Here is an 18821-nt window from a genome sequence, read left to right on the forward strand (position 1 = left end):
GCAAGGCGCTGGCACAAAAAATCAAGCTTTCGACGATCGCCGATGCACTCGGCGTGTCCACGGCCACCGTGTCGCTGGCGTTGCGCGACAGCCCGCTGGTGGCCGGCGCGACGCGCGACCGTATCAAGGAACATGCGCGCGCCATCGGCTATATCTACAACCGCCGCGCCGCCAGCCTGCGCACCTCGCGCTCGGGCATTGTCGGCGTCGTCGTCCACGACATCATGAACCCGTTCTTCGCCGAGATCCTGCGCTCGATCGAAAGCGAACTCGACCGCAGCCGGCAGACCTTCATCCTGTCCAATCACTACGACCAGCTCGAAAAGCAGCGCACCTTCATCGACACGCTGCTGCAGCTCGGCGCCGACGGCGTGATCATGTCGCCGGCCATCGGCACCCCAGCTGCCGACATACTGATGGCCGAGGAAAACGGCCTGCCGGCGGTGCTGATCGCCCGCACCGTCGAGGGCGCCGACGTGCCGGTGTTTCGCGGCGACGACGCTTACGGCACCGGGCTTGCCACCAACCATCTGATCTCGCTCGGCCACAAGCGCATAGCCATGATCGGCGGCACCGACCAGACCTCGACCGGCCGCGACCGCTATCAGGGCTATGTCAACGCCATGGAGGCGGCAGGGCTCGAAGTCAGGCCGTCCTGGCGCATCGCCGGTCCGCGCACCAAGCAGGCCGGCTTCGAGGCCGCCGGGCAGTTCCTGGCGCTGAAAGACAGACCGACCGCCGCCTGCTGCTGGAACGACCTCGTCGCCATCGGCCTGATGAACGGCATTGCGCGCGCCGGCCTGGTGCCGGGCATCGACATTTCCGTCACCGGCTATGACGATCTCGAGGAGGCGGCGATCGCCACGCCGGCGCTCACCACCGTCTGGAACGGCCAGCGCGAGGTCGGCCGCCGCGCCGCCAGCGCGCTGCTCGACAAGCTCAACGGGCAGACGGTGCGGCCCTCGCAGGAATTGATCAAGCCGGAGCTGCATGTGCGCCAGTCGACCGGCAAGCCGGTGGAGCGGGCATGACCAAGGCCGAACAGCTGCAAGCAGTCGCCATTCTGGTGCCGGCGGACTTCAGCGACCACGCCGTCCGGCGCATCGACCGTACCTTCAAACAGATCAGGGTCGAACGCACCGACCCGGCGCTGGTCACCGACGAGATGCGCCGCACGGTGCGTGGCATTGCGTCGTTTGCCGGGATCAGCGCGGCGATGATGGATGCGCTGCCCAATCTCGAACTCATCGCCTCCTTCGGCGTCGGCTATGATTCGGTCGATGTCGGCCATGCGGCTGCGAAGAACATCATGGTCACCAACACGCCCGACGTGCTGACCGAGGAGGTCGCCGACACCGCGATCGGGCTGCTGATCAACACGATCCGTGACCTGCCGCGCGCGGAAAACTGGCTGCGTGACGGCAGCTGGGTACGCAAGGGCAACTATCCGCTGAGCCGGCTGACCTTGCGCGCCCGCCGCGTCGGGATTTTCGGCATGGGCCGCATCGGGCAGGCCATTGCCCGGCGCCTTGAGGCGTTCGGCCTGCCGGTCGCCTATCACAACCGGCGCAGGGTCGAGGGTCTTTCCTACGAGTATCATCCGACGCTGAAGGGTCTGGCGGAAGCGGTCGATACGCTGATTTCGGTGGCGCCTGGTGGGGCTTCGACGCAGAAGGCGGTCAATGCCGAGATCCTGTCGGCGCTTGGCGCCAACGGCGTCTTCGTCAATATCGGCCGCGGCAGCACGGTCGACGAGGCCGCGCTGGCGGCGGCGCTCGCCGACGGCACCATCGCCGCCGCCGGGCTCGATGTCTTCGCCGACGAGCCGAACGTGCCCAAGGCGTTGCTCGACGCCCCCAACGCCTCGCTTTTGCCGCATGTCGGCTCTGCCTCGGAACACACACGCCGCGCCATGGCCGATCTGTGCGTCGACAATCTGGTGTCCTGGTTCACCGAGCGCCGGCCGCTGACGCCGGTGCCGGAGACGGCGCATGTCAAGGCTCGCGGCTAGCGAAAGGCAAACCGATGACGGTGAAGCCGCCTGACAATTCCACGATTTTGGTCGCCACCAATGGCCGAGATCAGATCATTTCGATTCCGTATCCAAAGCGGCCCTTCGCCAACTACCTGATCGGAATATTCGTTCTTTGCTGGCTAGGAGGCTGGGCCTTTGGCGAGATTACAGCCGCATATCAGCTCGTGACCAGGCCGTTCGGCGGGCCTACGGCGTTTGTTGCCTTCTGGCTCTGCGCTTGGACAGTCGGTGGCATCTTCGCAATGCTCATGGTTCGCCGCATTTTCCGGCGCTCCGTGCCCGAAGTGATAAGGCTCGATGCGGCCGGGGTCAGCCATGACCCTGGGTTGCCGCCGTTCAAAATGCCGTCCTACGGCGCCTCCGCCTGGACGCAGCTGTTTTCGAAGCGGACTGAGCGCAGGTTCGACCGGATGCAGCTCAAATCGCTGAGGCTTCGCGACGGCGATACTCACAATCGCCTGACAGTCGACGCTGGGGCCCAGAGGGTCGAGATCGGTTCGGCAGCCACCGATGTCGAGCGCGAGTGGCTCTTTAAACTCCTTTCAGATCGCTATCCGCAGACCGTCCCTCAATAGTTCGACGGTTTCGTCTTCCGCGTTCGTTGATGCCGGCAGTGGCTCCGTCACATTTATTAACGCCAGCTTAACCCTTTGAAATCATTTTTCATCCTGCCCGTGTGCATGGATGAGACAGAATGAAATCGCTTTCCGCATTGATCGCAATCGCCGCCTTGTTTGGCGGCGTTCAGCTGTTTCATAACGGCAATGGGCAAAGCGTCGCCGAAGAGGTTACGCGGTCCAGCACCTACAGGCTGGTCGCCAATGGCGATGAGGGAGCCTGCGCGGTGAGCCGCGGGGCCGAAATTTCGGATGGCCTGTCCCTGCTTACTGTTGCTCCGACATGCCGTCGTCTGATCCCTGGCATAGAACGGGCAAAGTTCTGGCGCGAACAGAATGACGGCACGGTCGCCTTCAGCGCCAACGGCGTCGATCCGATCGTCACCTTCGCCGTGGCCGACGGCGACGGTTACGAATCCTATGCGCCAGCCACGCCCTTGCTGTCGCTGGCGGGCGGCCGCAGGACCGGCGACTGACTACTCCGCCGCTGCCCGTGCCCCGGCCTTCGCGGCGGCGTGCAGGCGCACCGCATCGCCGAACGCGCGAAAAATCTTGGCCGAGTTGCTGTCCGAGTTGACCCAGTACTCCGGATGCCACTGGACGCCGACGGCAAAGGCTCGGGCGCCCTTGACCGAAACCGCTTCGACCGTGCCGTCGGTGGCGACAGCCTCGATCTCGAGCTTCGACCCGAGCCGGTCGATCGCCTGGCGGTGCAGTGAATTGACCTTGATCTCACCGGCGCCGAACACACCGGCCAGGCAACTGCCTGGTTTGATCGAAATGGCCTGGTGAATGGCGAAGCGCTCGTCCTGGTGGTCGCTCACCGGCGCGCGGTGGTCGAGCGAACCCTCGCGCTCCTGGATCTCGGTGCCCAGCGTGCCGCCGAGCGCCACGTTCAACTCCTGGATACCGCGGCAAATGGCGAGCAGCGGCACGCCGCGCTCGATCGCCCGGCGGATCAGCGGCAGCGTGGTGGCGTCACGCGCCGGATCATAGGGACCGTTGGCTTCGCTGGCATCGCCACCATAGAGCGAGGGGTGCACGTTGGATTTCGAACCGGTGACCATGACGCCGTCGACCGAGGATAGGAGTTCATCGAAGTCGAGCCTGTCGCCGAACGACGGCACCAGCAGCGGAAACACGCCGGCGCCGGCAACCGCCGCTTCCAGATATTGCTGCGGGGCGGCATGCCAGGTGTAGTTGTCGAACTGACGGACGTCGGTCGATATGGCGACGAGCGGCTGGTGCATTTTGGGTCTGTTTTCCATCTTGCAAGGGATATCCTGCCTGCAAAATAGGCGATCCCTGGGCATTTTTCCATGCCAAGTTTTGGCGTGTCGCATGGACCACGAAGTCGTCTGTTAGACTATAGTTGCAGGGTCGCACGGCTTGGTCACCAAATCCGGTCGCCGTGCTGGACTAGCCTTCTCGCCTGTGTATTGTTTCGGCCAACCGATGCGGGAGCCCGAGGATTTCCCGGATGTCGGTCTGTTGATCCAAAAGGGAGGAACTGCATGGATCGTCGTTCATTCATTCGCAAGGCCGGTGTGACCGGCGTCGGCGCCGCGGCGGCGGCGGCAACGCTTGCGGCCCCGGCAATCGCCCAGTCCAATCCCAAGGTGACATGGCGGCTGGCATCGTCCTTCCCGAAATCGCTCGACACCATCTATGGCGGCGCCGAGGTGTTCTCCAAGATGCTGTCGGAAGCCACCGACGGCAATTTCCAGATCCAGGTCTTTGCCGCCGGCGAACTCGTGCCCGGCCTGCAGGCCGCCGATGCCACCACGGCCGGCACGGTCGAAGCCTGCCACACGGTGGCATATTATTACTGGGGCAAGGACCCGACATGGGCGCTCGGCGCGGCGGTCCCCTTTTCGCTCAACGCGCGCGGCATGAATGCCTGGCACTACCATGGCGGCGGCATCGACCTGTTCAATGAGTTCCTCGCCACGCAAGGTCTCTTCGGCCTGCCGGGCGGCAACACCGGCGTGCAGATGGGTGGCTGGTTCCGCAAGGAAATCAACACGGTCGCCGACCTCTCCGGCCTCAAGATGCGCATTGGCGGATTCGCCGGCAAGGTGGTGCAGAAGCTCGGCGTCGTGCCTCAGCAGATCGCCGGCGGCGACATCTATCCGGCGCTGGAAAAAGGCACGATCGACGCCGCCGAATGGGTCGGCCCCTATGACGACGAGAAGCTCGGCTTCTACAAGGTCGCGCCCTACTACTACTATCCCGGCTGGTGGGAAGGCGGCCCGACCGTGCATTTGATGTTCAACAAGGCGAAATACGAAGAGCTTTCGCCGGCCTACAAGTCGCTGCTGCGCACCGCCGCGCAAGCCGCCGATGCCGACATGCTGCAGAAATACGATTATGTGAACCCCGCGGCGGTGAAGCGGCTGGTCGCCGGCGGCGCCAAACTGCGTCCGTTCAGCCAGGAGATCATGGCCGCCTGCTTCGAAAAGGCCAACGAGGTCTACGCCGAAATGGAAGCCTCGAACGCGCCGTTCAAGAAGATCTGGGAATCGATCAAGGGCTTCCGCAAGGAGCACTATCTCTGGGCGCAGGTGGCCGAGTACAATTACGACACCTTCATGATGGTCCAGCAGCGCAACGGCAAGCTGTAAAAACGGTCCCATCGCGTTTGTTGAAGAGACCCCGGGCGACATGCCCGGGGTCTTTCTTTTTCAGGTCCGTGAGGAGCCGACCTCGACCAGTATTCCGCCCGGCGCCATGCAGTAGAACGTCGTCGATTTGAAGCCGCCGCGTGCCAGGTCCTCGACCTCGCCCGGCGCGAAGCCTGCTTCGGTCAATTCGGCCTGCTTGGCGTGTACAAGCTCTGGGCTGCCAACGAATAAGCCGACATGAAAATTGTCGGGATAGGTAGCAGGCTCTCCCTTGCCCGGCGCCATCAGGTTGAGGGCAAAGCCATCGGCTCCACGCAGGATCGCGAAGGCATCCTTGCCGCGCATGGCGACAAGTTCGAAGCCGAAATGGCTGGTGAAGAAGCCGGCAAGAGCCGCGACCTCCGATGTGATGAGGTTGAGATGGTTCAGTTTCATGGTCTTTGTCCTGTCACGGTTGAAGCGCGGACAGGCTTGGCTGCGGACCGAGAACCGGCGGGACCGTGACATCAGGAAATCCGGACATGACCCAACCGGCCCGCGGGCTTTCGCCTCGCTTGCCGGCTGCGGGTTCTCCCGCACGTTCATGCGGCGAACAGGCCTCCGCCCAGGAACGGAAGAGACCGGACTACCGAACCGGTCATGTCTTTTTCGGCGCTGGCTGGATAGCCGATCGGCGGCGTGACGGCAAGCGGGTCCGGCGCGACTGGTCCTCGGCTCAACCCCGTCGCGGCACCACCAGAACCTTGACCTCGCCGGGCGCCGGCGGGTTGGCGATCACATCGGCCGCCTCGTCGAGCGGCACCAGCCTGGAGATCAGCCGGTCGATCTCGATCGCGCCCGACGCGATGAGCTCGGCGGCGCGGCGATGCGTGTAGGGATTGAGGAATGAGCCGACCACCTTCAACTCCCGAAACAGCAAGTCAAAAGGTTCGAATTCCGCCTTCATGCCTTGCGGCGTCAGGCCGACAATGACGACCGTGCCGCCGGCCCTTGCCAGTCGCATCGATTGCTCGACGGTGTCGCGCACGCCAGCGCATTCGAACACCACGTCGGCGCCGCCCGGCATCAGGCCCGCGGGGCCTGCGATGGCATCGATGACGTCGCCGGCGGTGGGATCGACCGTCGCCGTCGCGCCGAGCGCCTCCGCAAGCGCGCGCCGAGAAGCCTGCCTGGTCGACAGGATGATGGTCGTGGCGCCGGCCAGTTTTGCCAATTGCACGGTCAGCAGGCCGATCACGCCGCCGCCCAGCACGATCACCGAGCTGCCCGGCCTGATCTGCGCAAGGTCGACGCCATGCAGGCAGCAGCCGAGCGGCTCGCAGAAGGCGCCATGCGTCGGCGGCAGATCGGCGGGCAGGATGAAAGCCTGTTTCTGCGGCAGCACGACATACTCGGCAAAGCCGCCATCGCGATGGATGCCGATGGCGTTGAGATTGCGGCAGAGATTGACCCGGCCGGCATGGCATTGCGGGCATCGTCCGCAGGCGATGTTGGGGTCGCCGGTGACGCGGTCGCCGACGGCAAAGCCGGAGACGGTGTCGCCGATCGCCTCGATGATGCCCGAAAATTCATGTCCGGGCGTCACCGGCGGCCGGCAGGGGAATTCGCCATGGAAAAGATGCCGGTCGGTGCCGCAGACGCCGCAAGCCTCGATCCGCACCAGAAGCTCGTCCGGGCCGGCGACAGGTTTGCCGACTTCGCGCAGCGCAATGCTGCCAACCGCCTCCAGCCGCACCGCTTTCATGGCGCCGTCCCCATCAATTGAAGCTCGGCGGCTGCGAGAGGTCAGGCGCGGGCGTTGCCGGCTTGGCCGGCGGCGCATCGCCGAAACTCGGCGGTTGCGACAGGTCCGGCGTACCGGGCGCGGCCGGTGCGCTGCCGCCATTGGCGGGGGCCGTGCCACCAGCCGGCGGTGTACCGAGCGGCGACAGGCCGGGCACTTCCGGCACCTTGTAGTCGATCGTGCCCGGATCGGTCACCGTGGCCTTGTAGCGCATCACCATTTGCGGGAAGGCGATGGTCAGCCCGATCATCACCACCTGGATCAGCACGAAGGGCACCGCGCCCCAATAGATCTGGCCGGTCGTCACCGGCGCGATCTGCTTGCCGGTAAGGCGGTCGAGATAGGGCACGCGCGCGGCGACCGAGCGCAGGTAGAACAGCGCGAAGCCGAAGGGCGGATGCATGAAGCTGGTCTGCATGTTGACGCCCAGCAGCACGCCGAACCAGATCAGGTCGATGCCGAGCTTGTCGGCCGCCGGCGCCAGCAGCGGCACGATGATGAAGGCCAGTTCGAAGAAATCGAGGAAGAAGGCCAGGAAGAAGACGAGGATGTTGACGCCGATCAGGAAGCCGACTTCGCCGCCCGGCAGCGAGGTCAAAAGGTGTTCGACCCAGATGTGGCCGTTGACGCCGTAGAAGGTGAGCGAGAAGACGCGCGCGCCGATCAGGATGAACAGCACGAAGGACGACAGCCGCGTCGTCGAGGTCAGTGCCTGCTTGATCACGTCCAGCGACAGCCGGCCTTTTGCCGCCGCCATGATCAATGCGCCGACAGAGCCCATGGCGCCGCCCTCGGTCGGGGTGGCGATGCCGAGGAAGATGGTGCCAAGCACCAGGAAGATCAGTGCCAGCGGCGGGATCAGCACGATGACCACCTGCTGTGCCAGCCTGGACATCATGTTGAAGTTCAGACGTTTGTCGGCAATTGCCACGATGTAGATGAAGAGCACCCCTACGGTGGCGCCGAGAATGTCGGCATTGTCGCCATGGGCTGGCGCGAGATAGCGATACGCGGCATAGGAGATGGCCACCGCCACCAACAGCGCCACCAGCAGCGACAGAACACCGTGGCCGAGCGTGCGTGCTTCGAGCGGCAGCGCCGGCGCCATTTTCGGCCGGAAGATCGATACGATGAGGATGTAAAGCGCGTAGAGGCCGGTCAGCACCAGACCCGGGATCAGTGCGCCGGCGTACATGTCGCCGACCGAGCGGCCGAGTTGGTCGGCAAGCACGATCAGCACCAGCGATGGCGGGATGATCTGGGCCAGCGTGCCGGATGCCGCGATCACACCGGCAGCCAGCCGGCGGTCGTAGCCGTAGCGCAACATGATCGGCAGCGAGATCAGACCCATGGCGATGACGGATGCCGCCACCACGCCGGTGGTCGCCGCCAGCAGCGCGCCGACGAAGATCACCGCATAGGCGAGGCCGCCGCGGATCGGACCGAACAACTGGCCGATCGTGTCGAGCAGATCCTCGGCCATCCCGGATCGCTCGAGCACGATGCCCATGAAGGTGAAGAACGGAATGGCCAGCAGCGTGTCGTTAGACATCACCCTCGAGCCGTAGAAATTATCCGGCAGTGCGTGCAGAAGTGGCCAGGCGAGATTGATCGATCCACCAGAATAGGGCGAGAGGAGCACGCCGATGAAGAAAAACATCAAGCCGTTGGCGGCCAGCGAGAAGGCCACGGGGTAGCCGATCAGCAGGAAGATGATCAGCGAGGCGAACATGATCGGCGCCATGTTCTGGGCGATGAATTCCATCACGAGCGCACCTCGTCGGCCAGTGCCTTGGCTTCGAGTTCGGCTTGCTCATGTGCCGATATGAACGGATTGGGGTCGTCCATGTCGCCGCGCATGATGGCGATCTTCTTGATGATTTCGGAGATGCCCTGCAGCGCAAGCAGGAAAAAGCCGACCAGCAGGATGGCCTTGGCCGGCCAGATGATGAGACCGCCGGAATTGTTGGACATCTCGCCGCTGCGAAACGACAGCGAGACGTAGGGAACGAAATAGATGACCATCAGCGTCACGAACGGCATCAGGAAGAGGAGATGGCCGAGAAGGTCTATCCAGTGCTGTACGCGGCGTGAAAACAGGCCGTAGACAATGTCGATGCGGATATGCTCGTTCTGCTTCAGCGTATAGGCGGCGGCCAGCATGAAGGCGGCGCCGAACAAATACCATTGCAGCTCCAGCCACGCATTCGACGAAATGTCGAAGATCTTGCGGATGACGGCGTTGGCCGCGCTCACCAGGATCGCCAGCAGGATCAGCCAGGATACCGATTTGCCGATGAATTCGTTGAGGCGGTCGATGCCTCGTGACAGAGCGAGCGGCCCTTGCATGCAGTCCTCCCTTGTAGCGGAGGCGTGCCGGTTCCCCCTGCCGTCACGCCTCGTGGCCCAACAGTATGCCGCGCGTGGCCGGACGGGTCAACACGCATGGAGGCAGCAAAACGGTATCGGATGGAGAGCGGGGCCGGACAAGGGCGCTCTGCCCCGCGTCATGCAACCAAAGTCTGATGGTTCAGACGACTTTGCTCGTGTCGCGGCCGGCGCCGATGAGGATCAGCATGGCCACCAGGAACAGATACATCCACGCATCGCGCCATTCGATTGGGAAATAACCGGCCCACAGTGATTCGGCCATGCCGAAGGCGGCCGCGCCAAGCGCTGCCCGTGGCGGCGAGAGATAGCCGCCGACTGCCGTCACGAACAGGATCTTCAGGCCGTAGACGAGGCCGGAACCGAAGCTGACATTGCCGTAGTAGAGGCTGGCCATGACGCCGGCCAGCGCGGCGCAGAAGCCGCCGAGCAGCACGGCATGGCGGAACACGCCGCGCACATCAACGCCGCACAGGGCGGCAGCGCGCGGGTCGTCGGAGACGGCGCGCCAGCGCCGGCCGAAGCTGGAGCGGGCAAACGCTGAGGTGGCGAGTGCGACCGCCGCCAGCACCACCGCGCAGTCGAGCACCTGGATCAGCGTCAGCGTCGCCTTGAAGCCGGCGCCTTCGGCGAAAACGATGGGCTGTGCCAGCATTGGCGGCAGCCACAGATCATGCGTGTCGGCGGCGATGCGGCTTGCTTCCGACAGGACGATCAGGATGCCCAGCGTCGTCACCACAATCGCATTGGGCGAGCGGTCGGCCAACGGTTCGAAGACGCTGCGCGATAGGACGTGGCTGATCAGCGCGGCATAGAGGAATGCCGCGACGACGCCGAACAGCACCGACGCCAACAGCGTCAGCCACAGCACCTGGTAGCCGAAGGCGACGCTCAGAATCATTGCCTGGCCGCTGAAGGCGAACAGCGCGCCATAGGCGAGGTTGGTGCGGTGCAGGATGCCGTTGATCAGCACGTAGCCGAAGGCGAGCAGCGCATAGAGCGCGCCGGAGTGCAGCCCGTTCAGCACCTGCTGGAAGAAATAGAGCATGCTCAACAACACCAAAAGCATCTCGCCGACAGCGGTCGGGACGACGGAATGCTCGAGACAAAGGCGACGATACCGTGCGGAACGGAGGTTTGCATCGCCGAATCTAACTTGTCAAATGCGATTTATCGGTTAGATTTTGCATCATGACAGTTGCTTGGACCCCGCACCGCTTCACCGGCGGCCTGCTTGCGCTCGATACGGCGAACACCGTCGTGCTGCGCGGCGATCCGGAGCGCACGTTCGATCGTTTTGACGATCCGGCCGAAATCGCCCGCTTCGCCGACGCGGCCAGCGGCTTTCGCGCCGCCGAGCTTGGGGACCGGCGGCTGACCGTGTCCTCGCCGAGGGCAATCGCGCCTGTCGTGCTGTCGATCCGCGAGACGACAGACCGGCTGTTTCGCGGCGCGGTGTCGAATGGGTCAGTCGCCACCGCCGACCTGCCAGACTTCCTGCGTGCCTGCGCCGAGGGCCTGGCCGGCAGCCGGACCGAGATCGGCGCGCCGGGAAGGCCGTTCGGCGATCCGGCGGCGCCTATCGCCTTCGAGGCGGCGCTGGCGGTCTCGGCCCTTTCGCTGCTGCGCGACGACACGGTCGCGCGGCTCAGGATCTGCCCCAACTGCACCTGGCTGTTCGTCGACAGAAGCCGCAATTCCAGCCGGCTTTGGTGCGACATGGCGGTGTGCGGCAACCGGCAGAAGGCAAGTCGTCACTATCGCCGCCGCCGCATGGCGGCCCATGAGGTCAAGGATGCCTAGAGGATTTTCACGCGCGCTCGTTGCCGGCGCCATGTTGATTGCCGCAGCGACCCTCGGCGCCTGCCGCGACACCGGCGGCGAGGGCAAGCTGTTCGAGGTTTCCGGCAAGATATTTGTCTTCAACTACCGTCTCGCCAGGGCGACCTATGTCGTGACGCTACGGCCCCTGCAGCCGATGGGCGAGGGTCAGGTGGCGGTTGCCAGCTTCCAGAATCCCGCCGGCGGTGCGCCCTTGGTGGTCGAGCAGAAGGTCTGGCCGAAGCTCGACAAGGTCAGCCTGGAGAGCCCGGCGCTGACCTGCATCGTCAAGAACAAGCCCTACGCCATCGCCATCAGCATCAAGGGCGCCGACGGCGCGGTCCTGCAGAAGATCGACACCACGCTGATGTCGACGGAAGACCAGTCGATCCTGCCCGACCGGCCGCTGGTCATGGACCAGCTCTATACGCCCAATCCCGATCTCGCCGGCCATCCCGACGGCAAGCTGCCGGGCGAGCCGAAGCCAGACTGCTCGAAAGCCGGCTGACACCTTCAGACGGTATCGATTCCGGCCGGAGTTTTCGTGCGCCGAGGCACTCTCGACGTGCGGTTTCGTGCGCGCTCCAGCACCCGCCGGACTGTTTGTTGCGCGTTGCCTGGCTCCTGCGATTTTGTTTGACCTCACTTGCAAGGGGAGAAAGGATGCGTCATCCGACCCCGACGTTGGCTGCCTGCTCCCGCGCGGCCTTCGCAGAGGAAATGCCTGATGACGCTGCATGATGTCGCGCTCGACGACAAGTTCGACCTCGGGAAGGAGCGCATCTTCCTGTCCGGCGCGCAGGCGGTCATCCGCATGCTCCTGATGCAGCGCGAGCGCGACCGCCGCGCTGGCCTGAACACCGCCGGTTTCGTCTCCGGCTATCGCGGCTCACCGCTCGGCGGCCTCGACATGCAGCTGTGGAAGGCCAAGAAGCAGCTCGCCGGGGCCGACATCGTCTTCCAGCCCGGCCTCAACGAGGAGCTTGCCGCCACCGCCTGCTGGGGATCGCAGCAGACGGAACTCCTGGGTGAGGGCACCCATGATGGTGTCTTTTCCGTCTGGTACGGCAAGGGTCCGGGCGTCGATCGTTCGGGAGACGTGTTCCGCCACGCCAATCTCGCCGGCTCATCCAAGCATGGCGGCGTGCTTGCCCTGATGGGCGACGATCACATGGCCGAATCCTCGACCAATGCGCATGCCACCGAATTCCTCTTCGTCGACACCATGGTGCCGATCCTCAATCCGGCTGGTGTCCAGGAGATCATCGACTACGGTCTGTACGGCTTTGCGATGTCGCGTTTTGCCGGCACCTGGGCGGCGATCAAATGCGTCAAGGACAATATCGAATCGACGGCCTCGGTCGATGCCTCGCTCGAGCGCTTGAACATCGTCGTGCCGGAATTCGACATGCCGCCGGGCGGCCTCAACATCCGCCACGAGATCGACATGCTGGGCCAGGAGGAGCGGCTGCACGAATACAAGCGTGCCGCAGCCTCCGCCTTCATCCATGCCAACGGGCTGAACCGCATCGTCTATTCGGGCGGCCGCAACCCCAAGCTCGGCATCATCACGCTGGGCAAGAGCTATCTCGATGTCCGCCAGGCGCTGGAGGACATCGGCATCGACGAGGCGGCCGCCAACCGCATCGGCATCAGGCTGTTCAAGGTCGGCTGCCCCTGGCCGCTCGACCTGCAGCACATCGCCGACTTTGCCCGCGGCCTCGACACCATCGTCGTCGTCGAGGAGAAGCGTTCGCTGATCGAGGTGCAGCTGCGCGAAAGCCTCTATGGCACTGCCTCGCAGCCGGTCATCGTCGGCAAGAAGGACGAGCGCGGCGATTGGCTGTTTCCGGCCAAGGGCGCGCTTGATCCCAACGAGATCGCCATTGCCCTTGGCGAGAGGATCGTCAAGACCATCGGCCCGTCGGAGGAGATCTCGGCGCGGGTCGGCAAGCTGCGCCAGTTCCAGGCGATGCTGGCCGATGCCACCGACATCGGTTCGCGCACGCCCTTCTTCTGTTCCGGCTGTCCGCACAATTCCTCGACCAAGGTGCCGGACGGTTCGATCGCCGCCGCCGGCATCGGCTGCCATTTCATGGCGCTTTGGATGGATCGCAACACGCTGGGCTTCACGGCCATGGGCGGCGAGGGCGCGCAATGGGTCGGCCAGGCGCCGTTCTCGAAGCGCGGGCACATCTTCCAGAATCTCGGCGACGGCACCTACAATCATTCCGGCACGCTGGCGATCCGCTTCGCTTTGTCGAGCGAGGCCAACATCACCTACAAGATCCTCTACAACGACGCCGTGGCCATGACCGGCGGCCAGCCGCATGAGGGCGGCCTGACGGTCGACATGATCGCCAGGCAGGTGCGGGCCGAAGGCGTCGACCGCATCGCCATCGTCACCGACGAGCCGGACAAATACGCCGGCAAGGCCGAATTTCCGGCCGGCGCCACCATCCATCACCGCGACGACCTCGATCTCGTCCAGCGCGAGCTGCGCGACGTCAAGGGCGTCTCGATCCTGCTCTACGACCAGACCTGTGCCGCCGAAAAACGCCGGCGGCGCAAGCGCGGCACCTTTCCCGATCCCGACAAGCGCGTCTTCATCAACGAACTGGTCTGCGAAGGCTGTGGCGATTGCGGCGTGCAGTCGAACTGCGTCTCGATCCAGCCGGTCGAGACCGAATTCGGCCGCAAGCGCAAGATCGACCAGTCGAGCTGCAACAAGGACTTCTCCTGCGTCAACGGCTTCTGCCCGTCCTTCGTCACCGTGCACGGCGCCAAGATCCGCAAGGCCGAGGGCCTTGCCGGCAAGACCGATCCGCTTGACGGCGTCCCGACACCGGCCGAATTCCCGCTGGGCGCCGAGGGCTGGGCGGCGATCATCGACGGCGTCGGCGGCACCGGCGTCGTCACCGTTGGTGCCGTGCTCGGCATGGCGGCCCATCTCGAGGACAAGGGCTGCGGCATGATCGACATGGCTGGCCTCGCCCAGAAGGGCGGCTCGGTATTCACCCATGTCCGCATCGCCTGCACGCCGGACGACATCCATGCCATCCGCGTCTCGGCTGGTAAGGCCGACCTCGTGCTTGGTTGCGACCTCGTCGTGTCGGGTGCCAAGAAGGTGCTTACCGCAGTGCGCGAGGGCCATACGATCTTCCTTGCCAACACCGCCGAGATCATGCCCGGCGAGTTTGCCCGCTCGGCGGATTTCTCCTTGCCGATCGAGCGCCTGAAGAAGGCGATCCGCACCGCCGCCGGCGACGACAAGGCGCATTTCTTCGATGCCACCCGCACCGCCACGGCGCTGTTCGGCAATTCGCTCGGCGCCAACATGTTCATGCTCGGCTTTGCTTTCCAGCATGGCGGCCTGCCGCTGTCGGCGGAGGCTGTCGAGAGGGCGATCGAGCTCAACGGCGAAGCGGTGGCGATGAACATCGCCGCCTTCCGCTGGGGCCGCCGCGCGGCGCACCAGCCGGATTTCGTGCGTGGCCTCGTCGCCCAGCCAGGCAAGGCAGGAGAGGCGGCCCCGGTCGCGCAGACGCTGGACGAGATCATTGCCCGCCGTGTCGCCTTCCTGACCGCCTACCAGAACACCGCCTATGGCAAGCGCTATGCCGACAGGCTGGCGCTGCTGCGCGCCGCCGAGGCCAGGGCCGTGCCAGGCTCGACCGCCGTGACCGAGGCAGCGGCCAGGAACCTGTTCAAGCTGATGGCGATCAAGGACGAGTACGAGGTGGCGCGGCTCTACACCGACGGCTCCTTCGCCGCGGAGTTAGGCAAGCAGTTCCAGAGCTATGAAAAACTCGAATTCCACCTCGCCCCGCCGATCATGGGCCGTCGCGGCAATGACGGCAGACCGAGGAAGTCGAGCTTTGGCCCCTGGATGATGAAGGGTTTCCGGCTGCTGGCGGTGCTGAAGGGCCTGCGCGGCACCGCTTTCGACCTGTTCGGCTATACCGCCGAAAGGCGCATGGAACGGCAGCTTCTGGCGCAATATGAGGGCGATCTTGAGCTCGTCGCCAGGTCGCTGGCGCCTGATAAGGCCGAGGCGGCGGTCGCTCTGGTTTCGGTTCCCGCGCTCATCCGTGGTTATGGCCATGTCCGGCAGGCCAGCGCGGAAAAGGCCGCGGGCGAGCGTCGAAGACTGGTCGAGCGCCTGTCTAGCCCGCCGACGCGGGCGGAACTCCAGGCCGCCGAGTGATCCAAAAAGCCTCTGAAATCAGGCATTTCAAGCCAAGCTAAAGGTTTTTTAATGGGACTATGCCAAGGCTGGGGCTCATTGGGCGCCAGTAATGGGCAAAACAAAAGCCGATAACATCCCCGTGGATGTTTATATCCAGTTTGTGCGCTCGTTGTTCGACAACGCGCACATGCTGATAATCGGCGCGCTTTGTCACGCTGTCATCAGCCTCATGGTTTACTGGCGCAATGGCCAGCCGGTTTTTCTGGCTCTGGCGGGCGCGCTGCTTGGCATCGGCGTCTGGCGTTACTTCAGCCTGCGGCGGTTCCACCGCTCGGGCGGCGAAATGCACGACGCCGCCGATGCAAAGAAGTGGGAGCGCGAATACATCCTGAAGGGCAGCCTTCAAGGGTTGTTGCTGGGGTTCTTTTGCTTCATCTCCATCTATGTCTACTCCGATTCCTATGCAGAGATCGGAGCGCTGTCGGTAACGATGGCTTCGTTGGTGACCGTCGTCGGCCGAAATTACGGGTCGCCGCGCATGGTGATGATCTTCGCGGTTACCTTTGTCGGGCCGATCGCCGCGGCGCTCATCCTCAGGTTCGACATCCCCTATGTCGTGCTGGGCCTGCTGATCATTCCCTTCATGTTTATCATCAAGGGCAGTGCCGACCACGTCCGCAACGTGTTGTTTTCGGCAGTCGTTGGACACAAGCAGGCGCGACAGATCGCGCAGCGGTTCAACCGCGCCCTCAACACCATGTCGCATGGTCTGGTGATGCTCGGCCCCGACGGCAAGGTGGTCGTCGGCAACGCTGAAGCCGCCCGTCTGATGTCACTAAGGTCGCCGGACCAACTGCTCGGACGGTCGATCCATTCGCTGTTGCTGCGCGGCGTCGCCGGCGGCATGCTGGCACCGAAGGATTGCCGCTACGTCGAGGCGCAACTGACGCGCGCGCTGCGCGAGGGACGTGACCGCAAGGTGCTTGTCTCCTTCTCCAACGGGCAGCACTACGAATTCTCCGCTCGCGAAGGCAACCAGGAATTGGGTGTCATCACCTTTGAAGACGTCACGGCTCGTGTCGAGGCGGAGGAAAAGATCCGTTTCATGGCGCGCTACGACAACCTCACCGGTCTGCCGAACCGTGCTTATTTCCATGAACTGGTCGGCGAGCTGATGGCTTCCGGAGAGCGCGACCGGCTGTGCGGCCTGGCCGTGCTCGACCTCGACGATTTCAAGAGCGTCAATGACACGCTCGGCCATCCGATCGGCGACGGGTTGATCTACGCGGTCGCCGAGCGTCTCGCCGCCGTTGCCGGGCAAGGCATCACCGTCAGCCGTTTCGGCGGCGACGAATTCATGGTCTTCTTCGACCGCATCGAGGATGAGAGCCATCTGACCATGCAGATCGACGAGATCTTCGCGGCATTGCAGGGCGAGGTGGACGTCGCCGGGCATGGATTGCGGATCCAGGCCAGCGCCGGCGCGGTTCTGTCCAAGGTCGCGGAAACCGATGTCGACGCCATGATCGTCAAGGCAGACCTCGCGCTCTACAAGGCCAAGGAGCTTGGTAAGAACGGCTGGCGGCTGTTCGAGGCGGCAATGGACGCCGCGTTCCGCAACCGGCAGCTGATGAAGGCGGATCTTCGCAGCGCGGTGGAAAGCAGGAGCCTGCGGGTCGTCTACCAGCCGATCGTGGCGATGGACACCATGCGCATCGCCAGCTGCGAGGCGCTGTGCCGCTGGGACCATCCCGATCTCGGACCGATTTCACCCGGCGTCTTCATCCCGCTGGCCGAGGAGATGGGCATCATTTCAGAGATCAGCGCCTTTGTGCTTCAGGCCGCCTGCCTCGAATGCGCCAAATGGCCCGACCAGACCAGCGTCTCGGTCAATCTGTCCGCCAGGGACTTCCGCAATGGCGACGTCATCCGGAAGGTTCGCGAAGCGCTGGAGGTTTCCGGGCTGGCGGCCAACCGCCTTGAGATCGAAGTCACCGAAACCGCACTGCTGGATGACAAGTCGCAGACCCGCCAATACATCGAGGAACTGAAGCAGCTTGGCGTGCGCATTGCCCTTGATGATTTCGGCACCGGCTATTCGAGCCTGAGCTATCTCCACAAGCTGCCCCTCGACAAGATCAAGATCGACCGCTCCTTCGTGATGGACGTCACCCAGAATCCGCGCTCGCTGGAGCTGCTGAAGGGCGTCGTCGACCTGGCCCGTATCCTGGGACTCATAGTCACTATCGAAGGCGTCGAAACATTTGAGCAGCTCAAGGTCCTGCTGCATTCGGTGAAGCCGGATCTTGTCCAGGGCTTCCTGTTCGGCGCAGCACTCAGCGCGTCGGGCATCGAAACCATGTCCAACGTGACCTGGCCTTTCGCCGCGGAATTGCAGCCGGTTGCAAGGCGCGTCGCCACCTGAAATCAGCCGTCGAATTGCCCAAAGCGCCGCTGCGCCCGCAATTTACCATTTGTTAACGTTAATTTAGGGTAAACGCAAAAGCTGGCAATTTTGCTTCTTGTTCCTCCAGCGCTTCGCTATTGTCGTTGTGTGGCGGTGCGAGGACAAAATGGAAAACAAGGTATTGGGTACGCCGCTGGCGGCTGCGACCAGCGATAAGCATCGCCCGTCAGTGTTCTCGGATCACGTCATGGATGTTCTGGAGCACGTGGAATATCGGCTCTGCGATGGCGCCGAGGACCTCGAGGCGATCTACAGGCTCCGCTACAACTCCTACCTTCACGCCGGCATGGTGAAGCCGATGGCTTCCCGCATGGTGAAGGACAGTTTCGACGATCTGCCCAATTCCTATCGCTTTGGCGTGTTCTTCGACGGTGTGCTCGTCAGCACCATCAGGCTCCATTATGCCAGCGCGAGATACCCTGTTTCACCCAGTACCGATGTTTTCGGCGACGTGCTGGCGCGGCGTCTGGCGGCCGGTGAGACTTTCGTCGATCCAAGCCGGTTCGCGGCCGATCTCGAATGGTCGAGCAGCCTGCGGGTGCTGCCATACATTACGCTCAGGCTGGCGGTGGTTGCCTGCAGTCACTTCAAGCCGACTTATTGCCTGACGGCGATCAAGGAAGAACATTCCGCTTTCTATCACCGCATCTTCAGGTCGGAGCAGGCGGTACCCCCGCGAAACTACCCCGGGCTTACCGTTCCCGTGCATCTGTACCAGTCGAAATGCTCCGAAAACATGCAGGCGACGCTGGATCGCTTCCCGTTCTTCAACTCGACGACGTTCGAGCAACGCATGCTTTTCCAACGCCCCAACAGGGGTGAACTGGCGCCGTTGACCATCCTGCCCACCGCCAAATATTTCGAAGCGGCCTAAGCGCACGCGGCCCAAGGGCCTCA

At 63.8% G+C, this 18821-nt stretch carries 16 protein-coding genes; 10 read left to right on the forward strand and 6 right to left on the reverse strand.

Features of this window, described 5'->3' with window-relative positions; translation table 11 throughout:
* The first annotated feature begins 8 nt into the window (after positions 1–8).
* From D3242_RS11310 to D3242_RS11325, 4 genes are all read left to right on the forward strand, one after another.
* The gene (locus D3242_RS11310) at positions 9–1031 is read left to right on the forward strand and encodes a LacI family DNA-binding transcriptional regulator (protein WP_081296113.1); all 1023 of its coding nucleotides are present in this window, start codon (positions 9–11) and stop codon (positions 1029–1031) included.
* Complete coding sequence (locus D3242_RS11315) at positions 1028–2011, forward strand: 2-hydroxyacid dehydrogenase (protein ID WP_064984394.1); 984 nt, start codon at positions 1028–1030, stop codon at positions 2009–2011. Before D3242_RS11310 ends, D3242_RS11315 begins: the two co-directional genes overlap by 4 nt.
* 14 nt (positions 2012–2025) lie before the next feature.
* On the forward strand, positions 2026–2610 hold the full coding sequence (locus tag D3242_RS11320) for a hypothetical protein (RefSeq protein WP_064984395.1): 585 nt from the start codon (positions 2026–2028) through the stop codon (positions 2608–2610).
* Between the two features lie 119 nt (positions 2611–2729).
* On the forward strand, positions 2730–3128 hold the full coding sequence (locus D3242_RS11325) for a hypothetical protein (RefSeq protein WP_019862751.1): 399 nt from the start codon (positions 2730–2732) through the stop codon (positions 3126–3128).
* Here the strand turns inward: D3242_RS11325 and D3242_RS11330 are convergent, their stop codons facing one another.
* Positions 3129–3902, reverse strand: a complete 774-nt coding sequence (locus D3242_RS11330) for a gamma-glutamyl-gamma-aminobutyrate hydrolase family protein (RefSeq protein WP_027047665.1) — start codon at positions 3900–3902, stop codon at positions 3129–3131.
* A gap of 264 nt (positions 3903–4166) precedes the next feature.
* On the opposite strand from D3242_RS11330, the gene D3242_RS11335 reads away from it, so the two are divergent.
* Entirely contained in the window at positions 4167–5276 is a 1110-nt protein-coding gene (locus D3242_RS11335; RefSeq protein ID WP_038651600.1) for a TRAP transporter substrate-binding protein, read from the forward strand.
* Between the two features lie 60 nt (positions 5277–5336).
* Here D3242_RS11335 and D3242_RS11340 read toward each other — a convergent pair whose 3' ends face one another.
* The 5 genes from D3242_RS11340 to D3242_RS11360 form a co-directional block, all read right to left on the reverse strand.
* On the reverse strand, positions 5337–5711 hold the full coding sequence (locus D3242_RS11340; protein ID WP_038653722.1) for a VOC family protein: 375 nt from the start codon (positions 5709–5711) through the stop codon (positions 5337–5339).
* Positions 5712–5991: 280 nt separating this feature from the next.
* Positions 5992–7020 carry a zinc-dependent alcohol dehydrogenase family protein gene (locus D3242_RS11345; RefSeq protein ID WP_064984397.1) on the reverse strand — a complete coding sequence of 343 codons (1029 nt, stop codon included), beginning with the start codon at positions 7018–7020 and terminating at the stop codon, positions 5992–5994.
* Positions 7021–7033: 13 nt separating this feature from the next.
* Positions 7034–8824 carry a TRAP transporter large permease gene (locus tag D3242_RS11350; protein ID WP_064984399.1) on the reverse strand — a complete coding sequence of 597 codons (1791 nt, stop codon included), beginning with the start codon at positions 8822–8824 and terminating at the stop codon, positions 7034–7036.
* Complete coding sequence (locus D3242_RS11355; RefSeq protein WP_019862757.1) at positions 8824–9408, reverse strand: TRAP transporter small permease subunit; 585 nt, start codon at positions 9406–9408, stop codon at positions 8824–8826. The genes D3242_RS11350 and D3242_RS11355 overlap by 1 nt, the downstream gene beginning before the upstream one ends.
* Positions 9409–9589: 181 nt before the next feature.
* Complete coding sequence (locus D3242_RS11360; protein WP_019862758.1) at positions 9590–10495, reverse strand: branched-chain amino acid ABC transporter permease; 906 nt, start codon at positions 10493–10495, stop codon at positions 9590–9592.
* 143 nt (positions 10496–10638) lie between these two features.
* Between D3242_RS11360 and D3242_RS11365 the strand changes: the two genes are divergently transcribed.
* From D3242_RS11365 to D3242_RS11385, 5 genes are all read left to right on the forward strand, one after another.
* Positions 10639–11250: a CGNR zinc finger domain-containing protein gene (locus D3242_RS11365; protein WP_019862759.1), complete on the forward strand. Its 612-nt coding sequence runs from the start codon at positions 10639–10641 to the stop codon at positions 11248–11250.
* The gene (locus tag D3242_RS11370) at positions 11243–11776 is read left to right on the forward strand and encodes a hypothetical protein (RefSeq protein ID WP_080643856.1); all 534 of its coding nucleotides are present in this window, start codon (positions 11243–11245) and stop codon (positions 11774–11776) included. Before D3242_RS11365 ends, D3242_RS11370 begins: the two co-directional genes overlap by 8 nt.
* A gap of 219 nt (positions 11777–11995) precedes the next feature.
* On the forward strand, positions 11996–15475 hold the full coding sequence (locus tag D3242_RS11375) for an indolepyruvate ferredoxin oxidoreductase family protein (protein WP_064984400.1): 3480 nt from the start codon (positions 11996–11998) through the stop codon (positions 15473–15475).
* A gap of 91 nt (positions 15476–15566) precedes the next feature.
* Positions 15567–17882, forward strand: a complete 2316-nt coding sequence (locus D3242_RS11380; RefSeq protein ID WP_019862762.1) for a putative bifunctional diguanylate cyclase/phosphodiesterase — start codon at positions 15567–15569, stop codon at positions 17880–17882.
* Between the two features lie 148 nt (positions 17883–18030).
* Complete coding sequence (locus D3242_RS11385; RefSeq protein ID WP_019862763.1) at positions 18031–18798, forward strand: N-acyl amino acid synthase FeeM domain-containing protein; 768 nt, start codon at positions 18031–18033, stop codon at positions 18796–18798.
* The last annotated feature ends 23 nt before the right edge of the window (positions 18799–18821 follow it).

This window comes from Mesorhizobium jarvisii (assembly GCF_003601985.1).
GTDB lineage: Bacteria > Pseudomonadota > Alphaproteobacteria > Rhizobiales > Rhizobiaceae > Mesorhizobium > Mesorhizobium jarvisii.

Bases quoted from the DNA above. Each gene is read 5' to 3' on its own strand.
- D3242_RS11315 (WP_064984394.1), top strand. From the start codon at position 1,028: ATGACCAAGGCCGAACAGCTGCAAGCAGTCGCCATTCTGGTGCCGGCG.
- D3242_RS11320 (WP_064984395.1), top strand. From the start codon at position 2,026: ATGACGGTGAAGCCGCCTGACAATTCCACGATTTTGGTCGCCACCAAT.
- D3242_RS11325 (WP_019862751.1), top strand. From the start codon at position 2,730: ATGAAATCGCTTTCCGCATTGATCGCAATCGCCGCCTTGTTTGGCGGC.
- D3242_RS11330 (WP_027047665.1), bottom strand. From the start codon at position 3,902: ATGCACCAGCCGCTCGTCGCCATATCGACCGACGTCCGTCAGTTCGAC.
- D3242_RS11335 (WP_038651600.1), top strand. From the start codon at position 4,167: ATGGATCGTCGTTCATTCATTCGCAAGGCCGGTGTGACCGGCGTCGGC.
- D3242_RS11340 (WP_038653722.1), bottom strand. From the start codon at position 5,711: ATGAAACTGAACCATCTCAACCTCATCACATCGGAGGTCGCGGCTCTT.
- D3242_RS11345 (WP_064984397.1), bottom strand. From the start codon at position 7,020: ATGAAAGCGGTGCGGCTGGAGGCGGTTGGCAGCATTGCGCTGCGCGAA.
- D3242_RS11350 (WP_064984399.1), bottom strand. From the start codon at position 8,824: ATGGAATTCATCGCCCAGAACATGGCGCCGATCATGTTCGCCTCGCTG.
- D3242_RS11355 (WP_019862757.1), bottom strand. From the start codon at position 9,408: ATGCAAGGGCCGCTCGCTCTGTCACGAGGCATCGACCGCCTCAACGAA.
- D3242_RS11360 (WP_019862758.1), bottom strand. From the start codon at position 10,495: ATGCTCTATTTCTTCCAGCAGGTGCTGAACGGGCTGCACTCCGGCGCG.
- D3242_RS11365 (WP_019862759.1), top strand. From the start codon at position 10,639: ATGACAGTTGCTTGGACCCCGCACCGCTTCACCGGCGGCCTGCTTGCG.
- D3242_RS11370 (WP_080643856.1), top strand. From the start codon at position 11,243: ATGCCTAGAGGATTTTCACGCGCGCTCGTTGCCGGCGCCATGTTGATT.
- D3242_RS11375 (WP_064984400.1), top strand. From the start codon at position 11,996: ATGACGCTGCATGATGTCGCGCTCGACGACAAGTTCGACCTCGGGAAG.
- D3242_RS11380 (WP_019862762.1), top strand. From the start codon at position 15,567: ATGGGCAAAACAAAAGCCGATAACATCCCCGTGGATGTTTATATCCAG.
- D3242_RS11385 (WP_019862763.1), top strand. From the start codon at position 18,031: ATGGAAAACAAGGTATTGGGTACGCCGCTGGCGGCTGCGACCAGCGAT.